This window comes from Vibrio sp. D173a (assembly GCF_030248475.1).
Genome location: NZ_JAHGAH010000035.1, coordinates 36,761 through 51,178 on the forward strand (window position 1 = coordinate 36,761; position 14,418 = coordinate 51,178).

16 protein-coding genes and 1 pseudogene are annotated in these 14,418 nt (G+C 44.5%); 3 read left to right on the plus strand and 14 right to left on the minus strand.

All coding sequences use genetic code 11. The annotated features are described in order from the left end of the window. Nucleotides 1–91 precede the first annotated feature (91 nt). Together KIV40_RS05045 and cueR are read left to right on the plus strand one after the other, a co-directional pair. Nucleotides 92–340: a YgjV family protein gene (locus tag KIV40_RS05045; RefSeq protein WP_012129627.1), complete on the plus strand. Its 249-nt coding sequence runs from the start codon at nt 92–94 to the stop codon at nt 338–340. Nucleotides 341–508: 168 nt separating this feature from the next. Next, nucleotides 509–895 carry a Cu(I)-responsive transcriptional regulator gene (cueR, locus tag KIV40_RS05050; RefSeq protein WP_012129629.1) on the plus strand — a complete coding sequence of 129 codons (387 nt, stop codon included), beginning with the start codon at nt 509–511 and terminating at the stop codon, nt 893–895. An 86-nt stretch (nt 896–981) separates the two neighbouring features. On the opposite strand, the gene vctC is transcribed toward cueR, so the two are convergent. From vctC to KIV40_RS05070, 4 genes are read right to left on the minus strand one after another with little or no spacing between them, the layout of a single operon-like run. Then, nucleotides 982–1,737: an iron chelate ABC transporter ATP-binding protein VctC gene (gene vctC, locus KIV40_RS05055; protein WP_012129630.1), complete on the minus strand. Its 756-nt coding sequence runs from the start codon at nt 1,735–1,737 to the stop codon at nt 982–984. A 2-nt stretch (nt 1,738–1,739) separates the two neighbouring features. After that, nucleotides 1,740–2,690 (minus strand): iron chelate uptake ABC transporter permease subunit VctG, encoded by a 951-nt coding sequence (gene vctG, locus KIV40_RS05060; RefSeq protein ID WP_012129631.1) that lies wholly within the window; start codon nt 2,688–2,690, stop codon nt 1,740–1,742. Then, on the minus strand, nt 2,683–3,618 hold the full coding sequence (vctD, locus tag KIV40_RS05065; protein ID WP_012129632.1) for an iron chelate uptake ABC transporter permease subunit VctD: 936 nt from the start codon (nt 3,616–3,618) through the stop codon (nt 2,683–2,685). Before vctD ends, vctG begins: the two co-directional genes overlap by 8 nt. A 22-nt stretch (nt 3,619–3,640) precedes the next feature. Next, complete coding sequence (locus KIV40_RS05070) at nt 3,641–4,549, minus strand: siderophore ABC transporter substrate-binding protein (RefSeq protein ID WP_285348133.1); 909 nt, start codon at nt 4,547–4,549, stop codon at nt 3,641–3,643. Nucleotides 4,550–4,793: 244 nt separating this feature from the next. Between KIV40_RS05070 and KIV40_RS05075 the strand changes: the two genes are divergently transcribed. Further along, nucleotides 4,794–4,949: a DUF3012 domain-containing protein gene (locus KIV40_RS05075; RefSeq protein ID WP_005431817.1), complete on the plus strand. Its 156-nt coding sequence runs from the start codon at nt 4,794–4,796 to the stop codon at nt 4,947–4,949. Between the two features lie 84 nt (nt 4,950–5,033). On the opposite strand, the gene KIV40_RS05080 is transcribed toward KIV40_RS05075, so the two are convergent. The 10 genes and pseudogenes from KIV40_RS05080 to rbsD form a co-directional block, all read right to left on the minus strand. After that, complete coding sequence (locus tag KIV40_RS05080; RefSeq protein ID WP_285348134.1) at nt 5,034–5,714, minus strand: Crp/Fnr family transcriptional regulator; 681 nt, start codon at nt 5,712–5,714, stop codon at nt 5,034–5,036. A gap of 122 nt (nt 5,715–5,836) precedes the next feature. Then, entirely contained in the window at nt 5,837–6,568 is a 732-nt protein-coding gene (locus KIV40_RS05085) for a nucleoside phosphorylase (RefSeq protein ID WP_285348135.1), read from the minus strand. A 4-nt stretch (nt 6,569–6,572) separates the two neighbouring features. Then, on the minus strand, nt 6,573–7,310 hold the full coding sequence (gene pnuC, locus KIV40_RS05090) for a nicotinamide riboside transporter PnuC (protein ID WP_285348136.1): 738 nt from the start codon (nt 7,308–7,310) through the stop codon (nt 6,573–6,575). 158 nt (nt 7,311–7,468) lie between these two features. Then, a pseudogene (locus KIV40_RS05095) lies at nt 7,469–7,687 on the minus strand (hypothetical protein). Between the two features lie 223 nt (nt 7,688–7,910). Further along, nucleotides 7,911–8,921 carry a substrate-binding domain-containing protein gene (locus tag KIV40_RS05100; protein WP_134977919.1) on the minus strand — a complete coding sequence of 337 codons (1,011 nt, stop codon included), beginning with the start codon at nt 8,919–8,921 and terminating at the stop codon, nt 7,911–7,913. 17 nt (nt 8,922–8,938) lie between these two features. Further along, nucleotides 8,939–9,856, minus strand: coding sequence for a ribokinase (gene rbsK / locus KIV40_RS05105; protein ID WP_047476010.1), 918 nt, complete (start codon nt 9,854–9,856; stop codon nt 8,939–8,941). Between the two features lie 202 nt (nt 9,857–10,058). Then, on the minus strand, nt 10,059–10,937 hold the full coding sequence (rbsB, locus tag KIV40_RS05110) for a ribose ABC transporter substrate-binding protein RbsB (RefSeq protein WP_285348137.1): 879 nt from the start codon (nt 10,935–10,937) through the stop codon (nt 10,059–10,061). A gap of 91 nt (nt 10,938–11,028) precedes the next feature. Then, the gene (rbsC, locus tag KIV40_RS05115) at nt 11,029–12,012 is read right to left on the minus strand and encodes a ribose ABC transporter permease (RefSeq protein ID WP_285348138.1); all 984 of its coding nucleotides are present in this window, start codon (nt 12,010–12,012) and stop codon (nt 11,029–11,031) included. Next, nucleotides 12,009–13,514 (minus strand): ribose ABC transporter ATP-binding protein RbsA, encoded by a 1,506-nt coding sequence (gene rbsA, locus KIV40_RS05120; protein ID WP_285348139.1) that lies wholly within the window; start codon nt 13,512–13,514, stop codon nt 12,009–12,011. The genes rbsC and rbsA overlap by 4 nt, the downstream gene beginning before the upstream one ends. Before the next feature lie 24 nt (nt 13,515–13,538). Then, nucleotides 13,539–13,958 (minus strand): D-ribose pyranase, encoded by a 420-nt coding sequence (gene rbsD / locus KIV40_RS05125; RefSeq protein WP_010647077.1) that lies wholly within the window; start codon nt 13,956–13,958, stop codon nt 13,539–13,541. Between the last annotated feature and the right edge of the window lie 460 nt (nt 13,959–14,418).

Genomic DNA, 14,418 nt, shown 5'->3' on the forward strand with positions numbered 1-14,418 from the left:
AAGACCATTCGAGGCATGGAGCTTCCTCGTTAATCTCAAGATGAGAAGAAGTGGTACCGACAAAATTCGGCAGATTTAAGAGGGTCAAATAATGGAAATGAATATGGTTGAGATTCTAGGCTACGCGGCTTCAATCATGGTTGCTATCTCACTAACTATGAAAGATATCGTTAAGCTTCGTATCCTTAACTTTATCGGCTGTGCACTGTTCACAGCTTACGGTTTGATGATTGACTCATGGCCAGTAGTACTAACAAACGGCTTTATTGCATGTGTTAACGTGTACTTCCTTGCAAAAATGCAGCAGGAAAAAAAAAGCCAAGCGCCTGAAGAAGCCTAGTTAAAACGATTTTAGAAAGCCCGTAAGTGTTATGCTTAAGGGCTTTTTTGTTTGCCAAATTTTTAGCCCACAGAATCGACAGACGAAAAACAGCATTAAAGTCGTTTTTGAACACCAACACTTAGCGTTATACTCGCGAGAAAGGTTATCTGAAACACAGAGGTCATCATGAATATTGGTGCAGTTGCAAAACTCACAGGATTGTCTTCTAAATCGATTCGTATGTACGAAGACAAAGGCATCATTTCTTCACCAGCTCGCAGTGACTCAGGCTATCGTGAATATTCTGAAAAACACATCCAAGAGTTAAACCTTGTTTCCAGAGCAAAAAACGCCGGTTTCTCATTACAAGAATGCAAAGAGTTCGTGCAATTGGCACACAACCCAAACCGCAAAAGTAGCGAAGTAAAAGCACGAACCATGGACAAACTTCATGAAGTGGAGCAAAAAATTGCCCACTTATTGGAGATGAAAAAGCAGTTGGAGGGCTGGGTTTCTTCATGTCCTGGGGATGCAAAGAGCCGCTGCCCGATCATGGACGAGCTCACCAAGTAAACTCGTCACTATTTCTACTTCATCTTGCTGGACTATTGTTTTGATGAGCTCTGCTTTAACGGAATTTTGGTCAATAGAACCTAACTTTAATGGTAAGTGCACATACGCTTGCCATTAAGCTCAATGATATTGAACGGAGTTTCGTAGATATTCTCTAGCGTTGAAGACTGAATCACCTCTTCGACTTTCCCACTGGCCACTACTTTCCCTTTCTTGAGCGCAAGGATCTCGTCGGAATAACACGCAGCAAAGTTAATATCATGAATCACCACCACCATGGCTTTGTTCATATCGTGTGCAAGACGCTGAACGACTTTCATGATCTGTAGTGAGTGCTTGATATCAAGGTTATTCAATGGCTCATCGAGAAAAACGTAATCCGTATCTTGGGCAATCACCATTGCAATAAATGCCAGCTGTCGTTGACCACCACTCAATTCATCTAAGAATTTATCTTGAATTTCTTTCAGATCTAAGTAGTCGATAGCTTGATCGATTAACGACTGGTCATCTTTGGTTAGGTTACCTCTCGAATAAGGGAATCGTCCAAATGAGACCAACTCTTTTACGGTAAAGCGCATCGTAATTGTGTTTGCTTGGCGCAGTACTGCCAGCTTTTTTGCAAGCTCTTTGGTGTCCCATTCCGCAATCTCTTTACAGTCGATCATAACGCTACCACCATCACGCTCAGTCAATCGTGACGCCATTGATAGTAACGTACTCTTCCCTGCTCCGTTTGGGCCAATAATTGACGTTACTTTCCCTTTTTCAAATTGAGTACCGGCCTCATCAACCACTTTGTTGGGACCAAATGCTTTCGTTAGTTTATCTATAATAATCATGTTTATACGACTTTGTTTTTCAGCAATAGATACAAGAAGTAGATACCGCCAATAAAGTTAATCACTACGCTCAACGTCGTTTCAAATGAAAAGACGTTTTCTATAATCCATTGCCCCGACAATAAGGCACAAATTGCCATCAATGAGCAGCCTATTAACAGGGTACGATGCTGGTAGGAGCGGAACATCTCACGACTTAAGTTTGTCACCAACAATCCAAAAAACATGATAGGGCCGACAAGCGCGGTCGAGATGGCAATGAGAAGCGCGGAGAGAATGAAGACGTTGCGCGTCACTTTAGGGACATCAACCCCTAGACTCTTAGCATTGTCCTGGTCGAGCCAAAACACATCTAAGGTGTGATGCATGCGATACAACAACCAACAAGCGATGAACAATATTGGCGAGCTTAGATACAACAAGTTCACCTTCACATTGTTGAAACTGGCATACAGTTTAGATTGCACAAACGCAAAGGTATTTGGGTCCATCAGAAGAGAGAAGAACACCGCAATATTGCTAAACAACAGCCCAAAGATCAGCCCAACCAACAGCAAAGTGATGAGATTACGCCCGCCTTTTGAAAAATAAAATCCAAACAGCAATAGCGAAAAGCCTACCATCACCAATACCGCAATCGAGAAGTTGATGTAAACATTCAGAACGAGAGCGCTTAAACCGCCAAACAACAAAACAATCAGAACTTGCGTCAACACATACAACGCATCAAATCCCATGATGCTAGGGGTGAGGATCCGGTTATGGGTAATGGTTTGGAACACCAATGAAGATTGAGCAATCGCAATACCTGCCAATACCATGGCTAACACTTTAGGTACACGTCGCGACAAAAAGTACTGGTAGTTATCTGTTGTTAAGCCAATACCAATAAACAAAAATGCAAAAAGCAGCGCAATGCCTGCCAATAAGATCAGTTTCTTGGAATCACGCACTTTGCTGACCTCGCAACAACATCGCGATAAACACCACACCACCCAAGATGCTGATCACAATTGAAATAGGCATTTCATGAGGGAAAATGATCACTCGGCTAACCAGGTCACACGCTAAAACAAGGAACGCTCCATACATGGCAGTAAGCGGGATATTGCGTTTGAGGTTATCACCGTAGAAGTAACTGACTAAGTTTGGCACGATAAGTCCAAGAAACGGCAGTTGACCAACGATCATCACCACACTGGCTGACATTACCGACACCAAAAGTACACCTAATGTCACCACTTGTTGGTAGTTAAGACCAAGGTTTACTGCAAAGTCTTTCCCAATACCAACCGCAGAAATGCGTGCCGCAAATAGGTAACTTAAAAGGGCGACGGGAACAGCAATATAAAGCAGCTCAAAATCACCACGCAAAATGTTTGCAAAGTTTGCCACGCTCCATGCTGACAGGCTTTGTAGTGCATCGTATTTGTAGGCAATGAAAGTAGTAACAGCGTCAACAACGTTACCAAAGATGATGCCGACGAGCGGCACAAATACGACGCTTTTGAATTGGATACGCTGAATGAACTGAACGAACATTAAAGTGCCAAGAATAGAGACACCAAAGACAAGCCAAAGCTGTTCGCCACTACCAAAAAACACCACACTCATTACGTAACCAAGCATGGCACACTCAATCGTGCCTGTTGTTGAAGGCGCAGCGAATCGGTTTTGGCTAATTTGCTGCATCACTAATCCAGCGATACTTAGCCCGGCCCCAGCAAGCAGAATCGCAAATAGGCGCGGAATCCGGCTAGTGAAGAAGAGTTCTAGTGCTTTTGCATCACCCGAAAACAACTGCTGGGGTGTCATAATTCCCACCCCAACAAACAACGATGCGACGCTTAGAGCAACAAGAACAAGCAATAACTTTTTCAAAGTTAACCTCTGCTAGCTTGGCTTAAAGTTCGATCGTGTGTTTAATTTCACTCACCATCTTTTCCGTTGCAGTCACACCAGACATAGCTAAGTACCAAGCATCAACATCTAGGAAGGTAATTTTCTTATTCTTGTATGCCGAAGTCGCTTTAACCAAATCGTTATCCAGCGATTTAGCAAAGTCATTGTCAGACTTTGCGTGAAGTGTGTTTCTATCAATAACGAGGATGTTTTTCGGGTTAGCTTCACGAATAAACTCATAAGAAATGACGTCACCATGTGTACCCGTTTTGAGATTCTTCACAGTCTCTGCAAAGCCAAAATCCGTGTAAATTGCGCCAAAACGAGATTTCGCACCAAATGCACTGATGTTGTCACCAATGCTTAGAATTGTGAGTGCATCATTATTGTTGGTTTGGTTGTAATCACGAATCGCCTTGAACTGTGCATCCAGGTTTTCAATTTTTTGTTCAACCTTTTCTTCCATATTGAAGATCTTGCCAACGTTGCGCCATTGCGCTTTTGTGCCCTGCCAGTAGCCTTCGTTTTCACCTGATGCGAGCACAACTGTTGGTGCTATTTCACTTAACTCATCGTATTTTGACGAACCGCGAGGACCAACCAAAATCAAGTCCGGCTTTTGCATGTAGATGGTTTCAAAGTCTGGTTCGAAAAGACTACCTGCCGATGTGTAATGAGTCTTGCTGTATTTAGATAAGTACTTTGGAAGATGGGAGGCGTTCGATACCGCTACTGGATCGATGCCAAAACTATCCAGCATATCGAGTGGACCAAAGCCAATCACAACCACTCGTTTGGGGGATTGTTCAACTTCTGTCGTTCCCATGTAATGGTCAATTTTGACGGTTGCAGCAAAAGAAGGTGAAATTATAAGCAGCGAAAGAATTGCCGCACTGACGAGTTTTTCCATTTTTAAGCCTTAATGAGATCCGTTATCATGCGCATTCGCAATATATCCTTACTCAAACAGGCATTCAACCAATTATTCGATAACTTTACATTCGTTACACTTCTAAATAGGCTTATTAAATCAACAAATTACACCATACAGATATCGAATTTGAGACGGTAAGCGCAAAGTTGTCATTTTGATATTCATCAACTCAGTGAATATTTATACTAGATTTAAATGACTCACTAGAAAGGACTAGATAATGAAGAAGTTAGCATTGGTTTTATTTGTCGCTGCACAATTGATGGCTTGTACTGAAGTTGGTAGTGAAGCATGGTGTAACGACATGAAAGAAAAGCCAAAAGGCGAATGGACAGCAAACGAAGCGTCTGACTTTGCTAAGCACTGCGTTTTCTAATTCAGAAGTAAGCGCTTATCGCTCTAAGCAAAAAGTGCTCATGATGACCCACAACATTGTATTTCGGAACTCAAACGTTGTGGGTTATTCGTAGGCATCAAGAAATGTTTTTAGTATCGTTTCATCAACAATCTCAAGCCCCTGCTCGCCTTTTCTGATCAAACCTTTGTCCATCAGATCTTTTACCGCTCGACGATAAACGCGTCCTGACGTGCCAAATCTTTCCGCTTCTTGGTTTACCTTGTCAAACCCACCCAGCAAGGTGTTGGTCTGCTTTTGTACGAGCAAGTCATAAGCAATGTTGTAAGTAATTGGGTGTAACAAGCGATTGGTATAGATATCCATTGAATCTTGATAATCCCCCGCCAAAGCAGAAGCAAAGAAAAACATCATGTCAGGTTGCTGGTGCAGTGCCTCAGTCAGTTTTTGGATACAGATAATATCCACTTGCATATGTTCATCTGCGACCACGTTCCATTGGCAAGGCGTTTGCGTGAAGTACTCCATTTCACCATAGATATGATAGTCGCAATTGGCTTCACCTAACTGGAACCGGCGACCGTTGGCTGCAATCATACTCATCGAAACTCGCCCTACTGGCACCACATACAGATATTGAAGCTGCTCACCTTGGCGAAGGATCTCTTCACCTGAGTCGAAGTATCGACTGCCGATTTGGCATTGATAGATTAAGTCGCGAAACTCAGCACTTTTCTGTTCTAAAAAGCTTTTGAAACGTCCGGTTGGGTAAGGGCTGATTTTCACGTGAGTTTCTCTTTAATGACAACAATCTCAAATAGATTGTACTCGCTAGAATCGTTTGATGACAGCCAATAAAAAAGCGACACCAAAGTGCCGCTTCAAAAATTAACTAAGCTGTGATCCAGTTAACTCTGCGCAATTAAGGCTTCAAGAGCAGCGTAAGACGCTAAACGCTCCCCCTCCATCATCACTTGCGCTTCATCTACGTAATGCCCTACGCCTTCCTTAACATCTTGTTGATACAGGACGACATTGTTCAAGATAGAAGCAACGTTTAGACCACGCAGGCGACCGACGGTAAAAAGTGCCGAGGTTTCCATATCCGCGCCTAAGATGCCTTTCTTGTTCCAGTATTCGCAAATCGCTTCTTCGTCGTCGGTATAGAAGCTGTCATGGGAGCGAACCACGCCTAAATGATAGCGCGCCTCTTTTTCGGCTAAATAGCTATCCATCGCTTTCAGTAACGAAAAGCTTGCGTAAGCCGGATACGAAGAGCGAACGTATGCTTTCGAGCCACCTTCGTCTCTGACCGCGCCTTCAGCCACTATCAACTCACCGAGTTGAATGCCTTTTTGCATCGCACCAGCCGATCCCACACGAATCACGTCTGTCACACCACACTGTTTTAGCTCTTCCACCGCAATGATCATCGAGGGAGCACCTATACCTGTACTGCATACTGAGATTTGCTGACCTTGGTATGTGCCAGTGAACACTCTATATTCACGGTTCTCAGAGACCAATTCTGCATTATCAAACAATGCGGCAATACGGTTTGCTCGATCTGGTTCTCCACAGACGATCACTCGAGACGCTATTTGGGTGTTGTCTACGCCAATATGAGGTTGTTTCATCATTGGCTTAACCTTGCGCTGTCGCTTGAGTTAGAGTCTTGTCACCATTGCGCTTCGCACGACGTGCCCACTCTCTAGTGCCATTTGCTGCGATGAACATGAGAATCGCGTATTGAACCGACATTGCGTACACGCCTTGTGTTGCGTAAATACCAACGCTAATGATGTTGATTACGACCCAAAGAATCCAGTTCTCAACGTACTTACGTGTCATCAAGATTTGCGCCACGATAGACAGAACTGTCATGGTTGCATCCCAGAATGGGAAAGCATCTGGCTCCAACACAGGTTCAGACAAACCTGCACCGAATACATTTAACGTATCAACGGCAATGTTAGCCAACGCAAAAAAGAATGGATCGATATAGATGGTTAATAGGGCAATCGCAACAATGCTTACTGAACCTGTCGCGATCAGCTTCTGTTTGCTTAACCAGCGCACCTCTAATGTCTCACCTTGTGCATTTGGTCTTGTCCAAGCATACAAACCATAAATATTGGCGCAGAAGAAGAACAATTGAAGCAGAAGCAATCCGTAAAGCTGAATCTGGAAAAAGATAACGGCAAAAAGTGTTACATTCAGCAAACCAAACAAATAGTTAATGGTTTTTTCTTGGCTCGCAAACCAAATACAAAGCAGACCGAAAACCGTACCAAAGGCTTCGATCCAACTCATTGCGTAGCCATCACCAATAGGAATGTTTACGAGGGTATTGTTGATGTCTAACAGGGCAAATAGGTCCATGAAGATGTCCTTTATTATTGTGCTTGGGGTGCGCTCATCTTATGGTGTCGCAGCAAACAAAAAGGAGGACATTTGTCCTCCCTTCGATGTACCCGATCATAAATCAGATCAATACTTGCTTTAAAGTGCCCAGTGAATACTTATCGCGGTATGGTTATTTAAGACTCGTGCCCCAAATAACGTTTCTTGAAAGATGATGCAGAAGCAAAAAATGCAGTTGCAATGAACGTAAAGGCGATGCCCGATAAGTAGACGAATTATTCATTCGCAAGCAACTCATATACGCTCACAGAAAAAACGAATAAGACTAGGAGAATATTGATACGGTGAGCCCATGGCCTCTTAACCGAATGCTGCGCGTATCTCTTAACAAACATAAAAACCTCCCATCCACCACTATAATTTATAAATCTATTTATAGAACTTTTTTAATAATAAGCTTTTTGGGGCATTTCTACACTAAGTCTTTTACTTTACGCGCAAAAAATCACATTTTGATGGGCTTATTATGTAAAAAGAAGGCATTTACTTTCTAAATCCATTCAGAAAGCTGATTATTACAAGTTTAGATAAATAACTAATTGAGAGCGAATAACTTCTTTATTCGGAGAGGCACTTCACACTGTTGCGCTCAACCAATGTAGGTTCAAGCTGTACAACCTGAGCTTCATCAGATTTATCATCCAGTTTTCGCAATAAGGTTTCGACTGCGGCTTGTCCAAGGCGGTATTTGGGCTGATGAATCGTGGTAAGCGAAGGCGACATAAACTTCGCAATATGAATATCATCGTAACCTATGATAGAAAGCTGTTCTGGAATTTGAATACCGAGTTCATTAGCTGCATTGATAACGCCCATCGCCATCATGTCATTTGAGACAAAGATCGAGCTAGGTAGCGGGCCACGTTCCACCATTTTCTTGAAGGCTTGATAACCACCCTCACATTCGAAATCAGATTCAACAATCCAGTTTGCATTGAACTCAAGTTCTGCTTCAAGCATCGCGCGTTTGTAGCCTTCATAACGCATTTGCGCTTGGTGCTTAATTAATGGACCGGTGATACAGCCTACCTCTTTGTGGCCGCAGTCGATAAGGTATTTCGCTGCCAGATAACCACCACGAAGTGAGTTGTCTTGAATCTTATCGCTGGTGAACAACATAGGGCCCCAGTCCATCACTACAACCGGAATATCAGGGTAACGTTCGAATACATCAATACGCTCCCCTTCTAACGATGAACACATCAAAATCAGACCATCAACGCGCTTTTGCAACAACGTATTGATAGATTCACGCATTCGCTCGTTATCGCCTTCGGTATTACAAAGGATAAGGCTGTAACCTTTTTGGTAGCAACTGCGCTCAACACCTTTTACGACTTCACCAAAGAATGGGTTGGTTGAGGTAGTAACCAGCATACCAATGGTTTTGGTGCGGTTTACTTTGAGGCTACGCGCCAAAGCAGACGGCGCGTAGTAATTGAGCTCTTTGGCAGCGTTATTGACTCGTTCCGAGATCTCTTCGCTGACAAAGCGAGTTTTGTTAATAACATGGCTCACAGTTGAGGTGGAAACCCCTGCTAGTTTTGCGATGTCTTTCATCGTTGCCATGCTATTTCTCCTTTTGATTATTGTTGTTCAAGGAACTCCTCAACCTCTTTACGGGTTGGAATGGAGGTTTGCGCGCCAAAGCGAGTTACTGAGATCGCAGCTGCTGCGTGGGCAAACTTAATCGCTGATTCTAAAGGTAAGTCTTCCAATAAACCAGTGACTAATGCCCCATTAAACGTATCGCCCGCCGCAGTGGTATCTGTGGCTTCTACGCGGAAGCCAGGAATGATTTGGCCACGACCGTTTTGACTCAACCACACCCCTTTCGCACCGAGCGTGATCATGACGATTTCAATGCCTTTCGAATGCAGGATGTTTGCCGCTTCTTGTGCGCTATCATCGTCTGTTACCGTCACGCCTGTGAGTACTTCCGCTTCCGTTTCATTTGGTGTGATGACATCAATACAAGACAGTAATTCATCTGACAGTTCGCGAGCTGGTGCTGGGTTTAGAATCACGTTGGTTTTGGCATCTTTCGCGATTCTCGCTGCTTTCTCGATGCCGCACATTGGCGTTTCTAATTGCATCAATAAGTAATCTGCCTGACGAATGCGCTCTAGGTCGGGCTCAATCGCTTCTGAGGTAAGTTTTGCGTTCGCTTCTGCGGAGATACAAATGCTGTTCTCACCACTGTCCGCCACCTGAATCATGGCAATGCCTGTTGGGCAGTTTGGCTGCATCTTCACACCAGTGATATCGATGCCATCCATTTTGAAGTTCTCACGAATGTTGATGCCGAACGAATCATCACCAACACACGCAATAAAACCGATGTCTGCGTTTAATCGAGCTGCCGCCACAGCTTGGTTGGCACCCTTGCCACCTGGGATAACTTGATAGTTGCGACCATGCAGCGTCTCGCCAGGGCGAGGGAAAGAAGGCACTTGAAGAACATGGTCAGCGTTTACACTACCTAACACCACTAACTTATTCATACGGTTATCCTCGGTTCTGAATGAACCCTTTATATTTGAACAGGAGTAATAGGTTTACGCTCTTTTAAAAAACGTAAGCGTATTACGATTCAAATAGATTCAGTTTTCTAACGTACCTCTTTCGTTGTTTGGAATGACCCAACACATTCATTGGGTCATTCCGTTACTTCAGCAAAAAGAATCAATGAGTCGGGCGTTAAACTTACTTAGTCACGACTTTAAGCGGAACAGGAATGTACTCCTCAACCTTCTCGCCTTTCAATACTTTTGCTGCAGTTTCTACACCCAACGCACCAATAAGATCTGGTTGCTGTGCGATAGTTGCTGCGAGCTTGCCACGGTTAACAGCAGCAATGCCGTCGTCAGTACCGTCAAAGCCAACGATAAGTACGTCTTTACCTGATGCTTGTACTGCACGAAGCGCACCCAATGCCATTTCATCATTTTGAGCAAATACCGCTTGTACGTCTGGGTTCGCTGCAAGCAAGTTTTCCATTACGTTCAGACCTTTAGTACGTTCAAAATCAGCAGGTTGGCTTGCTAGTAGCTCCATGTTGCTGCCCTTCACTGCTGTCATGAAGCCTTCACCACGCTCACGCGCTGCAGACGTACCTGCGATACCTTCTAGTTGGATGACTTTCGCTTTCTCGCCCACTTTTTCCATGATATAGTGACCCGCCATTTCACCACCAACTACGTTGTCAGAAGCGATGTGACTCACTACTTCGCCACGGCTCGCGCCACGGTCAAGTGTCAACACAGGGATCTTAGAACGGTTCGCCATGCGAATCGCGTTTGACACAGCGTCTGAATCTGTTGGGTTAATCAGAATCGCCTTTACGCCACGAATCGTCAGGTCTTCGATGTTTGATAGTTCTTTACTCGGGTCATTTTGCGAGTCCAGTACAATCAAGTCGTATCCCAGTTCTTTCGCTTTCGCTTCTGCGCCGTCTTTCATCGTTACGAAGAACGGGTTATTTAGCGTAGAAACTACAATCGCCATGGTATCTTGAGCTTGCGCCGCTACCGATACGGTTGAAGAAAGAAGAGCAGCAGAGATAAGAGTTGCGAGTTTTTTCATCGTTCTAGTCCTTTGTGTAGGGTGAGCCAGCACACGTCCTCTGGCTCGGTTTGTATTCAGGATTTAGCTTTAATGTATTAGTTGTTATGGATTACTTGTTTTTGTTGTCTACCAGTACCGCTAGCAAGATAACCGCTGCTTTCGCAATCATTTGGTAGTAAGAAGAAACATCGAGTAGGTTCAGCGCGTTGTTCAAGAAGCCGATGATTAGAGCACCAATCAAGGTACCCATGATGCGACCTTTACCGCCCATCAAGCTAGTACCGCCAAGAACAACCGCTGCGATAGCGTCTAGCTCGTAGCCCATACCCGCAGTTGGCTGTGCTGAAGACAGACGAGACGTCACGATAATGCCTGCAAGCGCTGCCAACATACCGCAAATGGCGTATACACCAATTTTCACACGGTCAACATTGATACCAGAAAGTCGCGTTGCTGATTCGTTGCCACCAAGTGCGTACACGTAGCGACCAAAGCGAGTGTGGTTCAGTAGGTACCAAGCTGCCGCAAAGACAATCACCATCAACCAAACTGGAACTGGGATACCAAGAGCGTAACCTGTACCGAACCATGCAAATGCGTCTGCTGTGTCAGTAAAGCCCGTAGAGATAGGACGACCGTCTGTGTAAACCATTGTTACGCCGCGTAGTAACGTCATGGTAACCAGCGTTGCGATAAAGGCTTGAACCTTACCTTTGGCAATAATGATACCGCTGATCGCTCCTAGAGCTGCACCAGCGAACAATGCTGTTGGAACCGCGATAAGCACTGGCACTTCTAGTGCAATCATGCTCGCCGCGAAGGCACCACATAGTGCAAGTACAGATCCTACGCTTAGGTCAATGCCAGCAGTCAAAATAACCAGCGTCATACCAACTGCAATGATCGCGTTGACTGAGGTTTGACGAAGGATGTTAAGAATGTTGTCTACCGTAAAAAAGTTTGGGTTCAAAAATGACACAACAACAATCAAGAAAATCAATGCGATCAGTGACTTTTGCTCAATCAGCCATTCTTTGGTGAACAGCTTCTTGCTGCCCGTTTCGTTTGGTTTGCTCATGGTATTAGTACTCATGCTGCTTCCTCATTGATCTTCTTGCCTACGGCACAAGCGAGTAGTGTTTCTTGGTCGGCGTCTTTCGCATCGAATTCGCCAGTAATGCGACCTTCGTGCATCACCATGATGCGGTCACTCATACCTAGCACTTCTGGCATCTCAGATGAAACCAAGATGATGCTCATGCCGTCGGCTTTAAATTTATTGATTAGCTGATAGATTTCTTTCTTCGCACCTACGTCAACGCCGCGAGTTGGCTCATCCAGAATCAGAACTTTAGGTTTGGTCATCAACCCTTTTGCGATGGCCACTTTCTGCTGGTTACCACCAGAAAGGTTGCCAATGATTTGGTCTCGGGTTGGCGTTTTGATGTTGAACAGTTTGATAAAGTCTTCAACCGCCACAACTTCTTCACCGTGTTGAATTTGAAAACCTTTGGTGAGCTTATCCAACGCGCACAAAGACATGTTTTCCTTCACGGATAACCCCAGCACCAAGCCATCGCCTTTGCGGTCTTCAGATATGTAAGCAATGCCATTCGCCAAGCCATCTTGTGGGCTAACCGGATTAATGGTCTTGTTGTCTAAGTTGATGACGCCAACCTCACTTGGTAGCGCGCCGTAAATCACCTTCATCAACTCTGTACGACCTGCGCCCATCAAACCTGATACGCCAAGGATTTCTCCGCGTTGAAGGGTGAAGTTGATGTCGTGAACACCAGAACCAGTCAAGCCAATCACTTCGAGGCAAACATCGCCGTGTTTCACATCGATACGCGGGTATTGCTCTTCCAACTTGCGACCTACCATCATCTCGATAAGTCCGTCTTCGTTGGTGTCTTTAACCTCGCACTCGCCGATGAACTTACCATCACGTAGCACAGTAATGTCATCACAGATTTCGAAGATTTCTTTCAGGCGGTGTGAGATATAGACGATGCCGCAACCTTGGTCGCGAAGCTCGTTGATCACTTTAAACAGCGATTCCGTCTCTTTGTCGGTTAGTGCATCGGTTGGCTCATCCATGATGATGACTTTGGATTCAAAAGACAGCGCTTTGGCAATCTCCACCATTTGCTGTTCACCAAGGCTCAAATCACCAAGCAATGTTTTCGATGAGTGCTTTACGTTAAGGCGTTGAAGCAACTTGTCTGCTTCTTCGTACATCTTGCCCCACTGAATACGACCCATCGAGCCGGTAAATTCACGTCCCAGATAAATGTTTTCGGCAATCGTTAGCTCCGGGATCAAGTTCAATTCTTGGTGAATGATACTGATGCCGGCTTCTTGAGAGTCACGCGGACCTTTAAACGCCGCTGGCTGCCCTTGATATTTAATGCTTCCTGCATCCATGTGGTAGATACCCGTAAGCACTTTCATCAAGGTCGACTTACCAGCCCCGTTCTCGCCCATCAACGCCATCACGCGACCTGGGTAAACATTAAGACTGGCTTTATCCAACGCCTTAACGCCTGGGAAAGCTTTCTCTATCTCGCTGAGTTGTAGAATGGCTTGAGCCATAATTTATCCTCAATTAATTGTGGCTTAAAACACCACGCCAGCTTGGAAAATTACGTTCGCATACGGTGTACACTCGCCTGTTCTAACGACAGCGCGGCTTTGTGATGTTCGAACTTTGAAATCTTCGTGCGATACATAGTTAATCGCGATTGGCTTACCAGTTAGCCCGCTCTCTTGGGCTAGCTCAGTAATTAACGCATCATGATGAACTGGGCTAACTGTTGCGAATTCTTCAGCAATGATGACTCCTTCAATTTGGGACTCAGACAGAATCACGCGAACGGTATCAAGGAAACCAGGGATACCATGAGCCAGCGCTAAATCGATGCGTTGAACATGGTCAGGAATCGGCAAACCCGCGTCACAAATGGTGATTTCATCAGTATGGCCTAGCGTTGCTATCAAGCGAGAAACTTCAGAGTTAATTAAGGTACTTTTTTTCATCTCATCAACCTTTGGTTACACGTGCGTACAAATTTGATCGTCTGTCTTTGATAATTCATTATATTGACAAAAAACATATCGAAACGTTTCGATGAATAATAGAATGTAAAAAAAAATTGACCAGTTACACAGTAATAAGTGTGATATTGATCTGCAATTGAGTGCCAAATGATTAAGAAAAAGGCATTGAGATCACACTTCACCATCGAAACGTTTCGATAGCGTTTTCACCCGAGGAAAAATTATCTTTCTGTTCGTTATCAACCTGAATTCATAAACCGAACACATATGAGCCTTCTGCCTGTCAATAGGCAATAACATCCTATTGGCTGCGTGAGCAGCCAATGCTCTTCGAACAACAAAGTTATCTACTTCGCTTTGTCATTTCGGTCATCAAGCATTGCTTACGACAAACACATATTGAGGATCTCTTATTGCGGTCTCGCCGCTGCCAACCATT